Source organism: Flagellimonas sp. ABD4_174 (assembly GCF_056160185.1).
Window position 1 is genome coordinate 1,442,843 of the sequence record NZ_JBSWWP010000001.1, and the last position, 21,545, is coordinate 1,464,387.

Below are 21,545 nucleotides of genomic sequence, written 5' to 3' on the forward strand. Positions count from 1 at the left end.
TCTAAAGCTTTGGTAAACGGAACAAGAATAAATGTAAAAAGTATTGCGAGGTTGTCCTAGGTTGGTTAACTTTGTGTAATACGTATTGTTGTTTGCATATATGAGCGAACTTGTTGAGATTGTGGATTCTTTGGAGAACAAGGTGAGCAAACTGCTGCACAAAATGGAGCTGTTGCACCAATTGAACGCTAATTTAAAGCTTGAATTGGAACATCTAAAGGATGAAAACAAACTCAAGGACGACGCTCTGAACCAATGGGAGGAGAAGTACGATTCCCTTAAAATGGCAAACACGATGCTGGGTAGTAATACGAGTAAAACAGAAGCTAAGCTCAAGATAAATACATTGATTCGCGAACTTGATGTTTGCATAGCCAAACTAGCGGATTGATTAGTTACAGAAATATGAACGAGAAGCTCAAAATAAAGCTTTCCATTGCCGATAGGGTATATCCATTGACCATAGACCCCAAGCAAGAAGAAGGATTGCGGAAGGCGGCCAAGAACATTGAAAACCTGGCCAAAAAGTTTGAGCAAAATTATGCAGTTCGGGACAAGCAAGATGTATTGGCCATGTGTGCCCTACAATTTGCATCCAAAATTGAGCAGAGTGGGATAGATCGTTCTGAAAATGCGGAAGCAGCCATGCAAAGGCTCAGGGCATTGGATGAACTGGTACATTCCAAACTGGGAGAATAAGTTCTTTTAAATAAAATAATGTTACTGCCCACATAGGTAATATTTTTTGACAAACTCAACACTATTATAATTCAAAAGGGTGAGTTTAGATTGTAAAAGCAGGCCCTACTTGCATAGGGATCCTTGATCAGTCTGTTAGCCCTAAACCTGTAATTTGGAGTTTGTACAAAACTTCAGCCTATGTGGGCTTTTTTTTTAACTAAACACAAACAAACATGGATAATATCGTAGTAATTGCTGTCGCAGCTGTTGTAGGGCTTGCCATTGGCTTTTCAATTGCAAAGATGATGGAGAAAGGTAAAGCGTCCAAGACCATTGCAGGGGCAAAAAAGGAAGCTGCCGATATCATAAAAGAAGCAAAGAAAGAAGGAGAGGGCATAAAAAAGGACAAAATTTTCCAGGCAAAGGAAAAATTTTTGGAACTGAAGGCCGAACATGAAAAAGTTATAATCAATAAGGACAAGAAAATTGCCGAGGCTGAAAAGAGAACTAGGGACAAAGAGTCCCAAGTGAGCAGTGAGTTGGCCAAAAATAAAAAGTTGAACGACCAACTTCAGGGCAAAATACAAGAAGTATCCCACAAGAGTGAAATTCTTGATAAAAAGCAGGCCGAAGTCGAAAAACTACACAAGAGCCAAGTACAACAGTTGGAAGTGATATCCGGGCTATCTGCAGAAGATGCTAAGGCCCAGTTATTGGAGTCATTAAAGGAAACCGCGAAGAGCGATGCCATGGCCTATCTTCAAAATACTATGGAAGAGGCCAAACTGACCGCACAGCAGGAGGCTCGAAAGATTGTAGTAAACACTATTCAACGAATCGGTACGGAGGAAGCAGTAGAAAATTGTGTGTCCGTGTTTAATTTGGAGTCCGACGATGTAAAAGGACGCATAATCGGTAGGGAAGGACGAAATATTCGTGCTTTGGAATCGGCGACCGGAGTGGAAATTATTGTGGACGATACTCCAGAAGCAATTATTTTATCCTGTTTTGATTCCGTTAGAAGGGAAGTGGCCCGTTTGTCCCTGCATAGATTGGTGACAGATGGACGAATTCACCCAGCACGTATAGAAGAGGTTGTGAAAAAAACCGAAAAGCAGATTAATGAAGAGATTGCCGAAATAGGGAAACGTACCGTAATAGATTTGGGTATCCATGGCCTTCATCCAGAACTGATCAAAGCGGTAGGACGTATGAAGTATAGATCTTCGTATGGTCAAAACTTGTTACAGCACTCCAGAGAAGTTGCCAAGCTTTGTGGGGTAATGGCCGCCGAACTTGGCCTAAACCCTAAATTGGCGAAAAGGGCCGGACTTTTGCACGATATAGGTAAAGTACCAATGGCCGAAGTGGAGGTGGAGACCCCTCACGCGATCTTAGGTATGCAATGGGCACAGAAATATGGTGAAAAAGAGGAAGTATGCAACGCTATCGGAGCTCACCACGACGAAGTTGAAATGACTACTTTAATATCTCCCATTGTTCAAGTTTGTGATGCGATCAGTGGTGCCCGACCAGGTGCAAGGAGACAGGTTTTGGACTCGTACATACAGCGACTAAAGGATTTGGAAGATATCGCCTTCGGCTTTCATGGGGTGCAAAAAGCATATGCCATACAAGCTGGTAGGGAACTTCGTGTAATCGTGGAAAGTGAGAAAGTGAACGACGATAAAGCCGCCGAGCTATCTTTCGAAATCTCACAAAAAATACAGACCGATATGACCTATCCGGGTCAAGTTAAGGTAACCGTGATCAGGGAAACTAGATCGGTAAACGTTGCTAAATAAGATTAACTGACAATTATCATACTTTTCAACCTCGTATTGGGGTAACTTGATTACATATAATTAAAACAATTGAAAAGATGAAAATTGGTGTGCCCGTTTCTCAAATAATGACCAAGAATCTGGTCACATTGAGCACCAAAGATGATTTGGTGACCGCTGAACGACTTTTTAAAAAACATAACATAAGACATATTCCTGTTGTGGATGGTGAAAATATAAAGGGCATGCTGAGCCTTACCGACTTAATGCGGATCAGTTTTGCCGACGCCATTGATGAACATGAGGAAGTGGTGGATACCATTGTGTACAATATGTTTACTATTCCTCAGGTAATGGTGAGCAATTTGGTGAGCGTAGACCCCAATGCGACCATTAAGGAAGTCGCACAGATATTGGCAAATAGGGAATTCCATGCATTGCCCGTAGTGGAGGGCGATAAACTAAAAGGAATTGTGACGACCACCGACTTGATCCAGTACTTTTTAAGGGGATTGGATTAAAAGTGATCAAAAGTTTTGTGGATGGAATTGAGTAAGGGTCAATCCCTTACTCTTCCTCACCGCCATCGGATTCTTCCTCCGCTTCGGATTCTTTGTTGAGTTTGTGTTCCAGGATATTAAGATTCTTCATTTTTTCCTTCCAAGTCTGGAGTGCATCTTTTTGTTTGTTCAATTTTTGAACGACCTCCTTCACCAAGGGGTTGTCCTCAGAATCACCAGAGAAAAATTGAAGATTGTTCTCCAATTGTCTTATTTCCGATTTGACATCATCTATTTTACGTTTCACAAAAACACGCTCGTTGCCAATGGCATGGTTATCTTCAGTTTTTGCAAGTTCTTGAACCTTGTTCCCATATTTAAGTAATTCGGATTCTTGTTTGCCAATGCCCAATTTCTTGAAGAGGGCATCGATTATTTTATTGAACTTGCTGTTGATGTGTTTCTTGTTGTATGGAATTCGGCCATATTGTTTCCATTCGGTCAAAAATGCCTTTAGATCTTCTAAATCCTTCTTTTTATCACCACTTAACTGGAATGCCTTAAGGCGGTCCAAACATGCGCTCTTCTTTTTAAAGTTCTCGAATTCCGCATTGTGTTCATCATTCTTTTCGGCGTGTAAACGATCAAAGTAATGATTACAAGCATCTTTAAACTCTTTCCAGATTTTATCGGAATACTTTCTGGGCACATGGCCTATTTTCTTCCAATCGCGCTGAATACGTTTCATTTGCGGGGTAACCTCTGCCCAATCATCACTATCTTTTAAAGAAATCGCCAAATCCAACAATTCTTTTTTCTTTTCCAGATTTACTTGCTGCTCTTTTTTCTGGTTCTTGTAAAAAGCATTTTTGTTCCTATTGAATTTGCGAACGGTTTCCTTAAAATAGCTCCAAGTTTCTTCGTTCACCTTTTGAGGGACCCTGCCAGCTTTAAAGAACGCGTCGCGTAAGGCCTCCACCTCTTTGATCTGTTGTTGGATTCCTCGATGGTTGTTCGCTACATTCTCAGCTATTTGAGCAATGGAAGCGATTATTTCGTGCTTTTTTTCTAGGTTTTTTTCATAGACTTTCTCCAGTTCTTGGAAATGTTCCTGCCTACGTTGGTGCATGGCTTTGGTAGCGTTGCTGAACTTTTCCCAAATTTCCTCCCTATGCTCTTTGGCCACCGGGCCAACATCTTCTTTCCAGATTTTGTGGAGTGTCTGCAATTCCCTGAACGCTTTGTTCAAATCCGGTTCGGCGACCAAAGCTTCGGCGCGTTCTACCAATTTTTGTTTTTCCTCAAGATTGTGTTTAAAGTCAAGATCACGTAGCTCACGGTTGAGGTGCAAAAAATCGTAAAAGATCTCCATATGGTGGTGATACGTTCGCCAAACATCGTTGTAGTTGGCACGTGGCACCGGCCCTGCATTTTTCCAGCGGTTTTGTAGGTCTTTAAAGTTATTGTAGGTCGTATTGATATCTTCTTCGATATCTATTAATCCCTTTAACTCCTCAATGATGTTCAAACGCTTGTTAAGGTTGTCCTTCAGGGATTGGTCTAAATTTTTATAGTATTGATCACGTTTTTCCCGGTAGTCGGAATATACTTCGTTGAATTGCCTTTTGGCAACAGAGTTGTACCTAAAATCAATTTCGTTGCCTCCCTTGGCTACGAACTCTTCCTTCTTTTCATCCAGAAACTCCTGAAACTTTTGATCAAATTCATATTTAATGGAACTTACATGCTTGTGGATGGCCTGTACTTTTTCATTTTTTACCAAGCGTTGTAATTCGCCTACCAAATTTTCCATGGACATGGAGTGGTAGTCCAACATGGGAATGGTGTGCCGCTTTTCGTTTTCCGTATCTTCGGCATCCTCCGCATTGGATTCATCGATTTCATCTAAATGTTCATTGGAATCGTCCGTTTTGTCATCTTTGGTGGCCTGTTGGGATTCGTTATCCGGTTGTTCCTTGGCTTCACTTTCAGATGTAACTTCCCCGGTCGTTTTTGGTTCGGCTTGTGCGCTTTCTTCCAATTGACCTTTTTTGTTTTCGGACGTTTCCTCTATTCCACCTTCAGCATGCTGAAGTTTACCATCGTTTTCCTGCATTAGTAGCGTATTTAGCTGTTGATTGATGAAAATTATAGCCAATTTAACAACTTAATCGTCTAATCCCAAAAGTATTGATTCTTCTTTTGGTGAATTTCAGGAATCTGTGGTTGGCAGTGAACTGTATATTGATGAATGTTTCTTAGGTATTGTTCCAGATTTCCCAAGCTTTTTCCGCTTGCCCTTCCAACATTTTTAATCCATTACAAATGGTGGCCCCTTGCGATTCTCCCTTGGATAAAAAAGCTGTTTTCTCCGGATTATAGATAAGGTCGTACAGCAAATGTCCGGCCCCGATGTACTTATAGGGCAGTTTTGGTTTGTCTTCGATGTCGGGGTAAGTGCCCAGCGGTGTACAATTAATTATAAGCTGATTATCTTTTATAACCTGTTCATTTAGCTCCTCGTAAGTATATTGATTTTGCTTTTTGTGCCGGGACACATAAGTGTTGGCAATACCAAGCTCGTTCAAAACAAAGCGGATAGCTTTGGATGCGCCACCTGTTCCCAAGATCAATGCATTTTTATGGTGCGGTCTAAGATAAGGCTCGAGCGATTTTTGAAAGCCATAGGCGTCCGTATTGAAACCTTTTAGTCCGCTGGGGGAAAATTGAATAGTGTTCACGGCACCTATTTTTTCGGCTTTTGGGTCCAATTCATCCAAAAATGGGATAACAGCTTGTTTATAAGGAATGGTAACATTTAGACCTGTAAGGTGATCTTGGGCCAATACGCTACTGAACTCTTCAATGTCCTGGAGGTCAAAGTTTTCGTAACTATGGTCTAAAAGCCCTAGTTCTTCGAATTTTTTTGCAAAATATCCTTCAGAAAAAGAATAGGATATATTTTTACCTAGCAGCCCGAATCTTTTCATTTTTCTCTCTGTTTTTGCCATACCAATCCAGTAGTAATAATACCAAAACACCCAATATTATAAAAAGTATGGCCCACCATGTTTCCGGAGAGCCTATCCGTGGTAAAAAGCGTTCGTAGTTCAAAATTATTTTATCTCCATTGGAGTCCAGTAAGGGCGTGCCTGTTCCGTCCAATTTAAAAATGGTTCTTTTCCATGGCCAAAGCACACCTAAAGAGCCGGTTATAAAGCCGAGCAATACAGCAGTCGTGGTGGCCTTAAAATGTTTGAGGACATAACTGAGCAAATGCGAAAAAGTTACCAAACCCGCGGCTGAGCCCAGGGTGAAAACACCTAAGATCTTTAAGATCTTTATACGTTCTGGATTTTTTACAAAGCTAAAATCTCCCGAGAAAACCTCCGCAAAAGTATCATAGAGTGCATTCACTGAATCGACCAAAAGCAGCACATAATTGCCCAATAATATTAAGATAAAAGAACCGGATAGCCCGGGCAGGGTCATTCCGGAAACACTTATAATTCCGCAGATAAAGATAAATGCCAAATTATCGTTCTCTTTTGCCGGACTTAAAAAACTGATGGACAACCCGATGACCAAACCTATGGTTCCGGCTATTATGGTCCGTTTGTTCCATGGGGCAAAATCTTTACCTATATAGTAAATGGAACCGATTACCATTCCAAAAAATGTGGCCCAAACAAAGAGTTCGTTATGGTCCAAGAGGTAATCCAAAACTCTAGAGACACTAAAATAACTGACCAGCATTCCGAATATCAGTAAACCTAAAAACCTTGCATTGGTATATTGGAAAAAGCTTTTGAACCTTCCATTAAAGAAAAGTTTGAGCGCTTTTGAATTTAGTTTTTGAAGGGAATAGATAAATTCCTCATAAAAACCGGCGACAAAAGCGACAATGCCTCCAGAAACCCCTGGGACCTTGTTGGCGGCACCCATGCAGAGACCCTTTACGACCAAGAAAAAGTTATCCAGAAATGTTCTAGGTTGATGCATTTGCCCCATCCGTTTTTACTTACTTTTTAGAAGCTGATCTTTCTAAGATAAAAATAAGCGAAAAACCTAGTACGGCCAGAATAATGGCAAGCATTAATTTATTGTCACCTTCAAAAGTTCCCGGAAGCACATTTACATCATCTACAACAATGATCTTTTCTCCAAAGGTTTTGGTCTCCAATACTTTTTTCCAGGGCCAAATTTTATTTAGGGAACCCAAAATAAAACCGGTCAATAAGGCCAGTGTTATGTTTTTGTAGTGGTTGAACATCCATTTGAGCAAGCGTGCAAAGCTCAAAAGCCCAAAAATTGCCCCAACGCCCACGGTTAGTATTATTTTGATGTCCCTTTCGTGGACTGCGTCCAAAATGGTCTTGTAGGAGCCCAAGAGTACTAGAATAAAGGCTCCGGAAATCCCGGGCAAAATCATGGCACAAATGGCCAATGCCCCAGATAGGAAAAGAAATGGGAGGCTGTCCACATTGTTGTTTACGGGCAATTCTGTGATCAAATAGGCCAAAATCGAACCAGCAATAAAAACGAGTATGGATCCCAGGTTCCATTTGGTAATTTCTTTGGCCACCATAAAAATGGATGCGACCACCAGGCCAAAGAAAAACGACCAGAGCAAAATCGGTTCGTTCTCCAAGAGCCAGCTCAGAAATTTTGCTAAAGAGAGTACACTAATAAAGATCCCAAGAAAAAGTGACGCGAGAAAATTTCCGTTGATTTTGTTCCAGACTGCCTTTGCCCCATCTTTACGGAACAAGGGTACAAGGGAAAGGTTGATATTGTTTATGGTAGTGATGAGTTCTTCATAAATCCCGGAAATAAAGGCAATGGTTCCTCCGGAAACTCCCGGGACCACATCTGCGGCACCCATGGCCATTCCTTTGAGTGTTATAAATACGTAGTCCAGTATACGACGTGCTTGCATATTATTGGTTAATATACGGGCTACTTGGTTGTTTTCTTTATTTTGGAAACCAATGCTTTCACCCAATCTACTTCAATGAATTCTGGGAATTCCTTCTCAAACTGCCGCAATTTACCAATATCAATTTTCATAGCCTTGGATAAGATGATTTTTGCTTCGCCCAAGTCGTTGTTTTTTAAATGAAGTCCCGCTAACTTATAAGTTAGCTCTGAGTTGTCCGGGTAAAATTCCAAACCTTGGATCAATACTTGGATGGCCGAGTTGTAATCCCCGATTTTACTGAGCACCTCTGTCCAGTTTTTCCAGGTATGTAACTCATAATTTCCCAGTTCTACAGCTTGTTTGTAGGCAAAATCGGCTTCGTCAAAATTGTTCATGGCGAAATAAATCTTGGCGGCCTTTTTCCAGTACTTTGGATTTTCACCATCTATATTTATTGCTTTGTTTATGTAGTGCAGTGCCTTTACGTAGTTTTTTTGGCCAAAATGGAAATCGGTAATGGCCAGCCATCCCTTGTCCAATAAAGGGTCTTCATGTACGGTGTGATAATAGTAATATTTGGCCAGATCAAAATTGCCCAATTTTTCATGGCATTTTCCCAAGCGCAAAAACGCATACGAGGTTGGGTCATCCATGGAAATGGTGGACTCGTAATTTTCGATCGCTTCGTTGTACCTGCCCAACTTTTCCAACACTTTGCCTTTTTCAAAATATGCGCCTATAAAGGAATCGTCCGAGATAACGGCAAAGTCAAAAGCGGTAAGGGCTTCCAAGTATAAATTTTTGGCCAAGTACATTTTTCCGAGTTGGTGCCAGGCGACTTCACAATAGGGATTGCGGTCCAAATAATCGTTCAAGTAATAAATACAACCATCAAAATCTTCTAAGAATTCAAAACAATACACAACATTGTACAGGGACGAGTAATCTTGGTCGTCTATTTCCACACAGCGCATAAAGCTAAGTTTTGCCTGCTCGTAATTATCCATAAATAGATACTCCATTCCCAATAGGGAATGAATATCGAAGGAGTGCTCCGTAATGTGCAGTGCTTCAAGTAAGAGGTTTACAGCCTCTTGGTGCTTGTCTTGCTTGGACCTGATATTGGCCCGTTGGATGTAAATTTCCTCGTTGGCCACATTAATGGTCTGGATTTCGTCCAGAAGGGTTTCAGCGGCCTCGAATTTATCCTCAAAGGCCAATACTTCCACTCTTAAAAGTTTAAGTTCCATGGAATTGGGATGTTGTTCCAGCCCGATTTGGATGGCCTTCTTTCCCAAAGAGATTTTGCCATTGTTCAAGTAATGATGAATAATTTCCTCAAAGTCCTCCGCATCAAAGAAATAGACGTCATCCGTCTTGAGCATGGACTCAAATTTGTGTATGGATTTGTCTGGATATTCGTTAGATTCTAACGCCATAGGAACGTTTTTGGTTGAACTATGGACTTAAAATTAACCTTTTGTGGTTCTGTTCAAGTCCGATTTTGGGGTATGTTATCAACAAATTAGTTAACAGTATTGGGTCGGTAGCCATTTAAAATACTGATAATATGGTCGCAACCTTCTTCGATTTCTTTCATGGAAATGGTGAGCGGAGGCGATATTCTCACAGCTTTTGGCTCAAATAATAGCCAAAAGAGTATCAAACCTTTTTTGGCCGCTTCAAGAATTAGATAATCGGCAACATCCTTGTTTTGCATAATGGGGGCGAGCATAAGGCCCTTCCCCCGAATTTCTTTGATCAAAGGGTGCTTTAATAATTTACGGAACAGTTTTTCTTTGGCCAATGTTTGATGGATAAGGTCCGTTTCGGTAATTTCTTTTAAGGTGGCCAAACTGGCGGCAGCAATTACTGGATTGCCCCCAAAAGTGGTAATATGCCCCAACTTTGGATTGTCTTTAAGGTCTGCCATGATCTGTTTGGAGGCTACAAAGGCGCCAACGGGAAGACCCGATGCCATTCCTTTGCCGATGACCAAGATGTCCGGAGTACAATTGTAATGCTCAAAAGCGAACAATTTACCGGTTCGGCCAAACCCAGGCTGTATTTCGTCCAATATAAGTAATGCCCCAACCTTATTACAGCGGGCCCTTACTTTTTCTAAATAATCATTTTTCGGTACTATAAACCCTGCTCCTCCTTGAATGGTCTCCAATGCCACTGCGGCAGTTTTTTCTGTAATTTTGCTTAAATCTTCTTCATTGTTAAATTGAACAAACCTTATATCCGGAATCAAAGGTCGGAACGGACTTTTTCGTTCTTCGAGCCCCATTAGGCTCAAACTGCCCATGGTGTTCCCGTGATAGGCATTTTTGGCCGCAATTATTTCTGAACGACCGGTGTGCCTGCGTGCCAATTTTAGGGCTCCTTCCATAGCTTCTGTACCCGAGTTGACCAGATAAGTGGTGTTCAAATTACTTGGAAGGAGGGAAGAGAGCAGCTTGGAGAATTCCACGGCTGGTTTTTGTACATATTCGCCGTACACCATAACATGCATGTATTCGTCCAGTTGTGCCTTTATGGCACCAACCACTTTGGGGTGGCAATGCCCCAAACTACAGGCCGATACGCCTGCTACAAAATCCAAATGGGCATTGCCATCGGTATCGTAAACATAGCTCCCTTTGGCATGCGAAACTTCCAAGGCCAATGGATGCGGTGTAGTTTGGGCTTGGTATGTAAAGAAATCTTTTTTAGACATTATGGGGTTTGCGCTTTCTTTTTTAGCGTGGGCTGTTTGGGTTTTACCGCCTTGGTGTTAGGGGCGGTAATGGGGTCGTTCTCGTTGTTTTGCCTTTCGTTTTCTTCGGCATCGATATCAATGGGATTTTCTATGCCCCGGATCTTTACCAATTCGATATTGTTATCGTCCTCATCAAAAATTTCCTCTTTGGACATGATCCGTTCATCGCCACGCCAAACAAAGCCTTTTAGTTTACGGCTCTCTACTGGCAAATCGGTCTCGGGGAATATATCCCCATCTGGATTTACAAAGAAGGTGATGTCCTCAATATCGTTATCGGCCATTAGGAGCCTAATTTTACTGCAAATCGTCTTGTCTATTCCAATCAGCTCTTCATCGTCGTTGTAGACATAATAGATTACTTCGGTATTTTGGACCAGGTCGATTATTTTAAGTTCGTTTTCTATGAACTTGCCATACAGATTTTTTCCTTTGGCCTGATTGTAACCCGTTCCACTTATAGTATCCAGCGAAATAATGAAAGCGTTTTCGATCACCTTTAGGGAATCCAGTTTATCGGTCTCCATGTCGGATATCAAATGGATGCTGTCTCCGGTAATCTGGTTGTCCACATTCCATAAAATGGGGTCGGTGATCAGTTCGGTAATTCCTGTTCTTTCATCAAAATGGATGGAATCCGACTTACCGCTCAAATCGGTTTTATAAAACTTGGCATTTCTGAATGCCCTGATGATGCGCTCTTCCTCTTTGCCGGTTACCATTAAGGTGTCGCCATGCATGTAAAGTGAATCTTTTTGTACCAAATTGATGGAAACTGCCCTTTTGGTGGCAAAAACGGAATCCTTTGCTTTGTGCACTTCGGCATAGTGTGCTTTGATCACTCCATTGTTGATAGTGTCCGTGATCTTGATGTTGTTAGTGGCCGAGGCAAATTCGGTAGCCTTATCAAAATAAAGGCTGTCCCCCTCAATGATTTTGTTGTCGTAATCGATTCGGGTGTTCTTTATGCCGTAGCCCTGTTCAATTTTGGTGTCGTAGAAACCGCGCTCACAATAGATTTTATATTCCTCTCCCGTAATGGTGGAAGGCCCATACATATAGGCATTTTTGGAGGTGGTGTAGTAGTCCAGTTGCTCCGAATCGATAATGTAATCCGGGTTGTCTATGTGTACCTTGCGCTGGAACTGGTATTTTTTGGGTGTCATAAAATACGTGCCGATTATGCTCGTGAGCACATTGGTGGAATCTACAACCTTGCCTCCGGCATTGTAGTATGCTTTCTGTTTTTCCCTATCAAAATAAAGGGTATCCGTGGTCAACGTCATTTGGCCATTGGTAAGGTCTACTTTCTCCCAAGCTTTTGCCAGTTTGGTGTTGCCATCATAATCCATTTTGCCACTGTTCATTTCTATGGAATCCCCTTGTTGCAATCGAATATTTCCAATGGCTTTTAATCGATTCTCTTCTGCATAAAATATGGCAATATCGCACCAAAGGTCGGCACCTTGGTGTTCAAACTGTACTTGTCGCTCATCATCCTTGCTAAAAATCGATGCACCTGGAAACTGGGCCTCATCTTTGGTAAAGTTGGCCCCGTAAACAATGTTTATTTGTCTTCCTTCCTTGGGTTGGTTTTGTTGTGCGAAAACACCAAAAGTCAGAAGCGATAAAATGAAAAATAAAATACTTTTCAAATGCGTTTAATTTTGGTCAAAAGTAGGATTTTTAGCTGAAGTGGCACAAATCGTTTAGAAAGCTTTGGCAATTCACCACAAGCTGAACGTCACATCTTGTTGGTCTGAAGATTTGAACCATGGCAAAAAAGAAGGTGTTAAGGAAAATCCGAAGGAGGCTAATATAGACCATGAAGTAACTTAAATACTTCTGAAAAATAAAATCATCCAAGATTTCAGCAATACTTTAAGCTTATGTGCCAAAATCCTGAATGATCCTAAAATGGTCTTTGAGTGCCAAAGCCAGATATCCGTTGGGAACAAAGGGCCCAACGGCAATTCTGTGAGCTGGGGTCTATTTGTTTAAAAATGCGGAGTACATCCAAACCAATTTCTCCTGTTCTCTAATGTAATCGCTCATCAATGCCCCTGTGCCTTCGTCGTTGGATTCACCGGCCATTTCCAAAAGTTCTCTTTCCAATGGAAGCAATACTTTGTATCCATCCAATATGGCCTGAACGGCGTCTTTTCCACCGGATACATTTTTGGAGGCCTTTATTTTGGAGATTCCCGAATAATCTTCATAATTGTGCAGGGGTGTAAACCCTAAGGTCAAGATTCTTTCGGCTATTTCATCGATTTTTTCCAAAGAGTCGTTGTACAGATCTTCGAATTTTGCATGTAGTTCAAAGAATTTTTCGCCCTTGATGTTCCAATGGAAACCACGTGCGTTCATGTAAAATATCTGATAGTTTGCCAACAGTTCGTTCAGCTTGTCGGATAGCTCTTTGGAAGCTCTGTTGTCCAGTCCTATTTGATTTAATTTATCTGTCATAACTTCTTATTTTTATTTGGTACAAAGTTACGGATTTTGCCAAGTATCATCTGTGATTTAAGTCACATAGGCTACTCGTTTTCTTTTAGTAAACTAATGGCAAAGCCTCCCCCTTCGGCAAGTTTTATGTTGAGGGTTGAATTTTTATTTATTTCTATATTTTCTATGTCGATTGCAGTAGGGTCGGTCCTAAAATTTGCACTTTCGGCATCCTTATAAATAATGGCTTTGTAACTACTGGTCTCGTCCAAAAAATCAAAATCAACAGTTAGTTCCCTAGCGTTTTCATCCGTAATACCGCCAACAAACCAATTTCCGGTTCCACGTTCTTTGCGTGCAATGGTAACGTAGTCACCAACTTCTCCATTTAGCACTTCTGTTCGGTCCCAATCTACCCCGACGTCCCTAATAAATTGGAACGCTGGTTGATTTTCATAATTTTCGGGCAGATCGCATGCCATTTGCACGGGACTGTAGATTACCACATAAAGAGCCAACTGTTGGGCAATGGTGGTGCTGACCCTGTTATTTTCTTTTGTAGGGAGTTCAATATCAAAAACACCGGGTGTAAAATCTATAGGTCCTGCCAACATTCGTGTAAAAGCAACAATGGGCAAATGTTCTGCAGGGTTGCCACCATCGGCAGACCAGGCGTTAAATTCTTGGCCTCTTAATCCTTCCCTAGAAATGGCATTTGGGTATGTTCTTCGTATTCCTGTTGCTTTTATAGGTTCGTGGGCATTTATGGCTATGTTGTATTTGGCCGCTGTTTCCAACACTTTTCTATAATGATTAACCATCCATTGTCCGTGGTGGTACTCGCCTTTAGGAATTATTTTCCCTACATAGCCGGTTTTTACGGAATGTATGCCCAATTGGTTCATTAACTGATAGGCAGTGTCCAACTGCTGCTCATAGGTTCGGGGCGCTGCCGAAGTTTCGTGGTGCATTATCAATTCCACTCCTTTTTCTTTGGCGTATTTGTTAAGTCCCTCCAGATCATAATCGGGATAGGGCGTTACAAAATCGAAGACCCCTTCGCGGTCTTCAAAACCTATCCAATGCTCCCATCCTGTATTCCAGCCTTCCACCAATATACCTTTAATGTTGTTTTTTGCAGCAAAGTCGATGTAGCGTTTTGTATTTTCGGTTGTTGCGCCATGTTTCCCGGTAGGTTTGGCATCTTCCGTAAATGTGTTCATGTCTTGCGAGCCTGCATAGTCCCAGGTGGATTTGCCCAGGTGCATCTCCCACCAGATACCGACGTATTTTTTTGGTTCGAACCAATCTACACTGCCCAATTTATTGGGTTCGTTGAGATTAACGATCAATTTGGATTCGATAAGTTCCGTGGCCTTGTCCGCAATTTGAACCGTTCGCCAAGGTGTTTTAAAGGGAAGCGCCCTTTTTACTTTGTGGCCGAGTCGATCGGAACCTACCAGCTCACTGGTCAATAGTAAAGATGTATTGTCCACTTTTAAGGTCATACCGGCATAATTGGTCAGGTTGGCTTCGTGGAAACTCAGGTGCAGTCCATCTTTGTTTCGCAGGGTTACTGGTGTATTTACCGCATTTTCTGGAATATAGGTCTGTGCAAGGTCAGGGTGGTTTCTTTTGGAAATGGCATCTATCTCAGAAACCAAAGAGGTGTTATAACGGTGTTCGTAGATATCCCAATCCCCTGGAATCCACCATGCCGTATAGTCCTCTGTGAGCTGAAATTGGGTGTTTTCGTCCATTATTGCCACGCTGTCCACGCCTTGTTGTGGTAAAAACTCATACCGGAAACCTACACCATCATCATAAGCCCTAAAATAGATGTTGAATTTACGGTTTGGGGCTTGGGTCTCTTCGAGCTCAACTTTGAGTTCGTTGTATTGGTTCACAACCTCTTTTTGCTCCCCCCAGGGCATTTCCCAAGTCTCATCTACCGTGGTTGTGGTTGAATTGATAATGCCCAGATTTCCGTTCAAGGATTTTTGATTTTTGAAATCAAAACCAATCAAAGAGGAATCGATAACAGTTTTGTTGTTATGATTCACCACATACAATGGATTGCCGTTCTCCGATAGAAAAAACTCTATGGAGTTGGTTCCTTTTGGAGATGCAACGGAAAGTGATTTTGGCTCTTTCTTTTGGCAGGAAACAAGACTTGCCAGTACTAATAGCAGGGTCAATATTTTGTTCATGGTAATGATATTTAGTCAATTGCGTTTGAGTAGGAGTATGATGTCCGTGATGGAACAACCGGACTATTAAATTACTCAAAAATGAACAAAAAACCGAGTCTTACCTATGAATAGTTTGAAGCCTGTCCGGACCTACGGATACTATTTTAATGGGTACGTTCAACTGCTCTTCCAAGAACCCGATATATTCGTTCAGGGTATTAGGTATATCCTCTGCCTTGGACAATTTGGTAAGGTCCTGGGACCATCCTTTCAATTCCGTGTACACAGGAGTAACGTACTCTTTCTCTATGTTGTAGGGCAAATGCTGTATTTGCTCTCCTTTATAGGAGTAGGCCGTACATACTTTAATGGATTCAAAGCCACTAAGAACGTCGGCTTTCATCATCATTAGTTCTGTTACACCATTAATTTGAACAGCATATTTTAGGGCTACCAGATCCAACCATCCACAACGACGTGGTCTTCCTGTTGTTGCGCCGAATTCGTTGCCTATTTTGGCCATTTTGGCACCTTCCTCATCAAAAAGTTCAGTAGGGAACGGGCCGCTTCCCACACGGGTGGTGTAGGCTTTAAAAATCCCCAAAACACGCTTAATGTTGTTTGGGGCAACACCTAATCCTGTGCACGCTCCGGCGGCGGTAGTATTCGAGGATGTTACAAAAGGGTAGGTTCCAAAATCGATGTCCAAGAGGGAGCCTTGAGCACCTTCGGCCAAAATCTTTTTGCCTTCGGCCTGCGCTTTGAAAATGTATTCCTCGCTATCTATAAAGGTCAATTTTTTCAATGTTTCAACACCTTCACAGAATTCTGCCTCCAATTCTTCCAGATTATACTGGATATCTACATCGTAAAAATCGATCATGGCCTCGTGCTTGTCGGCAAGGGCTCGGTATTTTGTTTTCCAATCATCGAACTCCAAATCGCCAACACGCATTCCGTTGCGGCCTGTTTTATCCATGTAGGTAGGGCCAATACCCTTTAAAGTGGAACCGATTTTTGCTTTTCCTTTGGATGCTTCGGAAGCGGCATCCAACAAACGATGGGTTGGAAGAATCAGGTGTGCTTTTCGAGAAATGAACAGTTTGGACTCGATATCGATATTGAATTTTTCGAGATTGTCCAGTTCTTTTTTAAAGATAACGGGGTCTATGACGACTCCGTTCCCCACTATATTGATCGCATTTTTATGAAAAATCCCAGAGGGAATTGTATGCAAAACGTGCTTAATACCATCAAACTCCAAGGTGTGGCCTGCATTGGGCCCTCCTTGAAAACGGGCTATAATATCGTATTCCTTGGTAAGTACATCAACAATTTTTCCTTTTCCTTCGTCTCCCCATTGGAGTCCAAGCAATAAATCTACCATGTAATATGTGGGTTATTCGGTTAGGTTTTCTTCTTTGTTTCGAGTTCCGTAGAAATATAAGGAGTGATTATTGATCTTAATGTCAAAAACCTCCTCAATGGTTTTTTTGATGGATTGGATACGTGGGTCACAGAACTCCACTACCTCTCCTGTATCGGTTAGGATAACATGATCGTGCTGACGATCAAAATAAGACTTTTCATATTGCGCCTGGTTTTTGCCGAATTGGTGCTTGCGAACCAGTTTGCTCTCCAACAAAAGTTCTATGGTGTTGTACAATGTGGCCCGGCTTACCCTATAGTTTTTTGTCTTCATTTTGATGTAAAGGGATTCTACGTCAAAATGGTCGTCGCTTTCATAAATTTCCTGTAAAATGGCGTAGCGCTCAGGAGTTTTGCGGTGTCCTTTCTCCTCTAGGAACGAGGTGAACACATTTTTTACAATTTCCTGATTTTTGTTGTTTCCCATGGCTTTCTGCATAGCTAATGCACAAAGGTACAGTTAAAAATTAAATTCTTGTTACTTTATCTATTCCTTCAACTTGCTTTAAACGGTTCATCAGTCGTTTAAGGATATTATTGTTTTTGACCACGAGCGTTATCTTTCCTTTAAAGGTGCCTCCGTCCGCACTAAAGTTGAGGTTTCGCATGTTTACATGCATGTTTTCCGATATGATCTTGGTAATATCCTGTACCAATCCCATGTTGTCGATACCGGTTATTTGAATATCCACAGAAAACTCTTCTTGGGAAGAATCTATCCACTTGGCACTTATAATTCTATAGGCATAATTGGATTGTAACGATATGGCGTTCGGGCAATTCTTTTTGTGCACTTTAATGCCATCGTTAACACTTACAAATCCAAACACCTCATCTCCGGGAATTGGATTGCAGCATTGCGAGAGTTTATAGTTGAGCCTTTCCTCTTCCTTGCCGAATACTAGTAGGTCGTATTTGGTGGTGATCTCGTTTTTATCTACATCTTTTGGTGTAGGGGTTCTTCGGATTTTGTTTTTGAAGAAATTGATAAATGCATTGTGGTAGGATGATGAAAAATCCTTGAGCTTTTCGTTATCGATAACACCGATACCGACACGATAGAAAAGGTCCAAGCTTGTTTTTAGCTTGAAAAAGGTCACCAATTTGTTGACGGTGTCCTCGTTCAGGTTGATTTTTTGGGCCTTTAACTTTCGTCGCAATATTTCCTTTCCTTCTGCCGCGACCTCTTTTTTCTCTTCGCTCAACGACGATTTAATTTTGGAGCGAGCTCTTGCTGTTTGCGCATAATCCAACCAACTTTGAGTAGGTTTGGCACTTTCCGAGGTAATGATCTCCACTTGATCACCACTCCTGAGTTTTGTGCCCAACGGGACCAGCTTTCCGTTTACACGGGCTCCACGGGTCTTTAATCCTACTTCGGTATGGATGTTAAATGCAAAGTCAAGGGCGGTGGCACCTTTGGGCATCGATTTTAAATCTCCTTTGGGTGTAAAAACAAAGATTTCCTTGGCATAAAGGTTCAGTTTAAATTCCTCGACAAAGTCGACAGCATTGCCATTGGCATTTTCAAGTGCTTCCTGTAGTTTGTTGAGCCATTCTTCTATGCCTTGTTCCTTTTGGTTGCCGTGTTTGTACTTAAAGTGCGCAGCATAGCCTTTTTCTGCAATTTCGTGCATACGCTCACTACGAATCTGAACTTCTACCCATTTTCCTTTTGGACCCATTACCGTTATATGCAGAGCTTCGTACCCTGTGGATTTGGGAGAGGTGATCCAATCCCTAAGTCGAATCGGGTTTGGGGTAAAGTGATCGGTAACTATGGAGTAGATTTTCCAAGCCAGGAATTTTTCGTTCTTGCGATCGGATTTGTAGATGATCCGAATTGCGAACTTATCGTAGACTTCATCAAAAGTTACATTTTGAGTCTTCATCTTTTTACGGATGGAGAAAATGGATTTCATTCTACCTTTGATGTAGTAATTAAGACCTTCTTTGTCCAGCGATGTCCGGATAACATTGGCAAAGTCTTCGATATAGGCCAAGCTTTCCTCTTCGGTGTCCTCTATTTTTGCTTGGATATCGTTGTAAACCTCTGGTTCGGTATACTTTAAAGAGAGGTCCTCAAGATGGGTTTTAATATTGTAAAGCCCAATTCTGTGGGCCAGGGGCGCATAAATATATAGTGTTTCGGATGCAATCTTTACCTGTTTGTGTTCCGGCATGGAATCCATGGTGAGCATGTTGTGGTACCGGTCCGCAATTTTGATAATGATTACACGGACATCGTCATGAAGCGTCAACAGCATTTTTCTAAAGTTCTCTGCTTGTTGACTTATGTCCTTATCTTTTTTTAAGTGGGCGATCTTGGTGAGCCCGTCCACGATCCGCGCCACTGTCTCGCCGAACATACGCTCAATATCGTCCAGCGTATAGGCCGTGTCCTCTACAACATCGTGCAGTAGGGCAGAGGCGATGGAAACAGCATCCAGACCAATTTCCGAAGCTACAATTTTGGCAACGGCAATAGGGTGAAAAATATAGGCCTCACCGGATTTTCGTCGTTGATCCTTATGGGCATCTACGGCCACATCGAATGCAGATCGAATCAATTTCTTGTCCTCGTCCGTCAATGTTTGGTAGCTAATGCGAAGTAATTCTTTGTACTGCTTCGCAATTTGCTTGTTTTCTTTTTCAATCGCAGCCTCTGTCATAGTATATTAAATTTACTACAATCTTAAATTTTAAACAACAAAATCTATGCCTTTAGGTTTCGGATACGTTCAATTAAAGGTGGATGTGAGTAGTGGACAAAAACGTAGGCCGGATGTGGGGTGAGGTTGCTCAGACTTTTTTTGGACAACTTTTTTAATGATGAGATCAATGGGGATGCGGCAAATGTACGTTTTGCAAAATTATCTGCTTGGAATTCGAATCTCCTCGATAAATAGTTCATGATCAATCCGGTTATTTCGGAAATAGGGCTATATAATAAGGCAAACCCGACCAAAGCAGCATGAAAACTTGGTGTGGATACGCCAATGGCCAAGGATATTTCTGGATGGTTGATGAACAACGATAGGATAAAAAGCGTAACACCGGTAGTGAACAACGATGCCAAAAGATTTGCAATAATATGTTTTCGTTTGTAATGGCCAACCTCGTGGGCCAGGACTGCCACTATTTCATCCTCGTTCAAATCGTTGATCAAGGTATCGAACAGGGTAATGCGCTTTTCTTTTCCAAATCCCGAAAAATAGGCATTTGCTTTTGTGGAACGTTTGGAGCCATCTATTACAAATATATTTTGAAGCTCAAAACCCACCTTTTTTGCATAATCCTCAATGGATTTTTTTAGACTGCCCTCTTCAAGTGGGGTCTGTTTGTTGAATAGTGGTACGATCAACCGGCTGTAGAACAGATTAATGAACAAAATAAAGACCCCGACAGCTACCCACATATAGATCCAAAAATTTCGGCCTGTAGATATGTAGAAAAGTATAAATAATGCCAGCATACCTCCTCCCAAGACCAAAGTGAGCAGAGTCCCTTTTATTTTATCTGACAAAAAAGTGGATTTAGTGGTTTTGTTAAAGCCATATTCCCCTTCGATCACAAAAGTTTTGTAATAAGAAAAAGGGAGTCCCAAAAGTGCGCTACCGAACATTATAATCCCAAAAAACAGCAATGCCATGGGAATAGTATCTTCGGCAATGGAACGGGTCAATCGATCTACCCATTCAAATCCACCAAGGACTAAAAAACATACGGTCAGTACAAGGGAAAAGCCATCGGAGATAAGACCAAATTTGTAGTTGGCCCGTTTATATTGTTGTGATTTTCGATACTCGGTTTCGTCAAAGACATCGGCCAGTTCGGGAGGTATTGTGGACTGGAAACGCTTGGCATTCAGATATTCCAGGAACTGGTGTGCCAGATATTGGGTTACGAGAATCGCAAGGATCGCATAAAAGAGTGTATTTTTTTCCATAGCTTAAAATCCGCGCTGGCGCTTCGCTTCAAATATAAGTATTGCAGCGGATACCGAAACATTCATGGAGTCTATTTCCCCTTGCATCGGAATAATTATGTTTTGGTCGGAATTTTGGAGCCATGTATCGGTGAGTCCAGTGGCCTCCGTACCCATAATTAGGGCAGAGGCTCCTGTAAAATCACAATCCACATAATTTTTGGAAGCGGTCAATGCGGCACAATAAATTTTGATTTGGTTGGTCTGTAAAAAAGTAATGATCTCGTCCGTTGTACCCAGACCCACTTGGTTGGTAAAAAGGCAGCCAACACTGGATCGGATTATGTTCGGACCATATAGGTCGGATTTGGGGTTTGCTATTAAAACGGCATCTACAGCAGCAGCATCGGCCGTGCGTAAAAGTGCGCCAATGTTTCCAGGTTTTTCTGGAGCTTCGGCCACGAGAACCAAAGGTGTGTTGTTCGTAAAGGTAATGTTCTGCAATGCATGGTCCTTTGCACTCATCAGGGCGATTACACCTTCGGTGGTACCCCGGTGCGCAATTTTAGCGTAGACATTTTCGGATATTTCTATAATTTCCGGGCAAGCGTCCTTGGTGAGCGTATCAATAGAAGGGTTGTTCAAAATTTCAGGACAAAAAAGAAGGGTCTGCATGGTATAACCGCCCTTTAGGGCCAACCCTATTTCCCTTTGCCCTTCAACGATAAAAAGCCCGCTCTTTTTTCGTTCACGGGATTTTTCTTTGAGCTGCAGAATTCTTTTCACCAAAGAATTTTGGGTGCTGCTTATGAGTTTAACATCCATAGATCGGTAAAAATAGATATTCCTGTAATTATAATAAGAGGTTTTCGACCAACTAGCTTAATTATAAACTGTAA

18 protein-coding genes and 1 other RNA gene are annotated in these 21,545 nt (G+C 41.7%); 5 read left to right on the forward strand and 14 right to left on the reverse strand.

From position 1 onward, the window contains the following. Positions 1 to 100 precede the first annotated feature (100 nt). From ACXAFK_RS06430 to ACXAFK_RS06450, 5 genes are all read left to right on the forward strand, one after another. On the forward strand, positions 101 to 391 hold the full coding sequence (locus ACXAFK_RS06430; RefSeq protein ID WP_224835130.1) for a hypothetical protein: 291 nt from the start codon (positions 101 to 103) through the stop codon (positions 389 to 391). Between the two features lie 14 nt (positions 392 to 405). Continuing rightward, positions 406 to 699 carry a cell division protein ZapA gene (locus ACXAFK_RS06435; RefSeq protein ID WP_224835129.1) on the forward strand — a complete coding sequence of 98 codons (294 nt, stop codon included), beginning with the start codon at positions 406 to 408 and terminating at the stop codon, positions 697 to 699. A 53-nt stretch (positions 700 to 752) separates the two neighbouring features. After that, positions 753 to 862, forward strand: a non-coding RNA gene (gene ssrS, locus ACXAFK_RS06440) — 6S RNA. Positions 863 to 914: 52 nt separating this feature from the next. Next, complete coding sequence (gene rny / locus ACXAFK_RS06445) at positions 915 to 2,486, forward strand: ribonuclease Y (RefSeq protein WP_224835128.1); 1,572 nt, start codon at positions 915 to 917, stop codon at positions 2,484 to 2,486. A 77-nt stretch (positions 2,487 to 2,563) separates the two neighbouring features. After that, positions 2,564 to 2,986, forward strand: a complete 423-nt coding sequence (locus ACXAFK_RS06450) for a CBS domain-containing protein (protein WP_224835127.1) — start codon at positions 2,564 to 2,566, stop codon at positions 2,984 to 2,986. Positions 2,987 to 3,032: 46 nt separating this feature from the next. Here ACXAFK_RS06450 and ACXAFK_RS06455 read toward each other — a convergent pair whose 3' ends face one another. From ACXAFK_RS06455 to ACXAFK_RS06520, 14 genes are all read right to left on the reverse strand, one after another. Further along, positions 3,033 to 5,081 (reverse strand): DUF349 domain-containing protein, encoded by a 2,049-nt coding sequence (locus ACXAFK_RS06455; protein WP_474957171.1) that lies wholly within the window; start codon positions 5,079 to 5,081, stop codon positions 3,033 to 3,035. Positions 5,082 to 5,223: 142 nt separating this feature from the next. After that, a complete protein-coding gene (locus tag ACXAFK_RS06460; protein WP_474957172.1) occupies positions 5,224 to 5,955 on the reverse strand; it encodes a shikimate dehydrogenase family protein in 732 nt (243 codons plus the stop codon). Then, entirely contained in the window at positions 5,930 to 6,967 is a 1,038-nt protein-coding gene (locus tag ACXAFK_RS06465; RefSeq protein ID WP_474957173.1) for a DUF368 domain-containing protein, read from the reverse strand. Before ACXAFK_RS06465 ends, ACXAFK_RS06460 begins: the two co-directional genes overlap by 26 nt. 19 nt (positions 6,968 to 6,986) lie before the next feature. After that, positions 6,987 to 7,904, reverse strand: a complete 918-nt coding sequence (locus ACXAFK_RS06470; protein ID WP_474957174.1) for a polyprenyl-phosphate transporter — start codon at positions 7,902 to 7,904, stop codon at positions 6,987 to 6,989. Between the two features lie 20 nt (positions 7,905 to 7,924). After that, a complete protein-coding gene (locus ACXAFK_RS06475) occupies positions 7,925 to 9,325 on the reverse strand; it encodes a tetratricopeptide repeat protein (protein ID WP_474957175.1) in 1,401 nt (466 codons plus the stop codon). Between the two features lie 86 nt (positions 9,326 to 9,411). Continuing rightward, positions 9,412 to 10,608, reverse strand: a complete 1,197-nt coding sequence (locus ACXAFK_RS06480) for an aspartate aminotransferase family protein (RefSeq protein ID WP_474957176.1) — start codon at positions 10,606 to 10,608, stop codon at positions 9,412 to 9,414. After that, on the reverse strand, positions 10,608 to 12,305 hold the full coding sequence (locus ACXAFK_RS06485; RefSeq protein WP_474957177.1) for an OstA-like protein: 1,698 nt from the start codon (positions 12,303 to 12,305) through the stop codon (positions 10,608 to 10,610). The genes ACXAFK_RS06480 and ACXAFK_RS06485 overlap by 1 nt, the downstream gene beginning before the upstream one ends. Before the next feature lie 334 nt (positions 12,306 to 12,639). Further along, positions 12,640 to 13,119: a Dps family protein gene (locus ACXAFK_RS06490; protein ID WP_252079219.1), complete on the reverse strand. Its 480-nt coding sequence runs from the start codon at positions 13,117 to 13,119 to the stop codon at positions 12,640 to 12,642. Positions 13,120 to 13,190: 71 nt separating this feature from the next. Continuing rightward, positions 13,191 to 15,308 carry a glycoside hydrolase family 97 protein gene (locus ACXAFK_RS06495; protein WP_474957178.1) on the reverse strand — a complete coding sequence of 706 codons (2,118 nt, stop codon included), beginning with the start codon at positions 15,306 to 15,308 and terminating at the stop codon, positions 13,191 to 13,193. Between the two features lie 100 nt (positions 15,309 to 15,408). Next, positions 15,409 to 16,677, reverse strand: coding sequence for an adenylosuccinate synthase (locus ACXAFK_RS06500; RefSeq protein ID WP_474957179.1), 1,269 nt, complete (start codon positions 16,675 to 16,677; stop codon positions 15,409 to 15,411). Between the two features lie 12 nt (positions 16,678 to 16,689). Then, positions 16,690 to 17,145 (reverse strand): Fur family transcriptional regulator, encoded by a 456-nt coding sequence (locus ACXAFK_RS06505; protein WP_224835116.1) that lies wholly within the window; start codon positions 17,143 to 17,145, stop codon positions 16,690 to 16,692. Positions 17,146 to 17,185: 40 nt separating this feature from the next. Beyond that, complete coding sequence (locus ACXAFK_RS06510; protein ID WP_224835115.1) at positions 17,186 to 19,390, reverse strand: RelA/SpoT family protein; 2,205 nt, start codon at positions 19,388 to 19,390, stop codon at positions 17,186 to 17,188. 44 nt (positions 19,391 to 19,434) lie between these two features. Next, positions 19,435 to 20,667 carry a M48 family metallopeptidase gene (locus ACXAFK_RS06515; protein WP_474957180.1) on the reverse strand — a complete coding sequence of 411 codons (1,233 nt, stop codon included), beginning with the start codon at positions 20,665 to 20,667 and terminating at the stop codon, positions 19,435 to 19,437. Positions 20,668 to 20,670: 3 nt separating this feature from the next. Beyond that, positions 20,671 to 21,471: a TrmH family RNA methyltransferase gene (locus ACXAFK_RS06520; RefSeq protein ID WP_474957181.1), complete on the reverse strand. Its 801-nt coding sequence runs from the start codon at positions 21,469 to 21,471 to the stop codon at positions 20,671 to 20,673. Between the last annotated feature and the right edge of the window lie 74 nt (positions 21,472 to 21,545).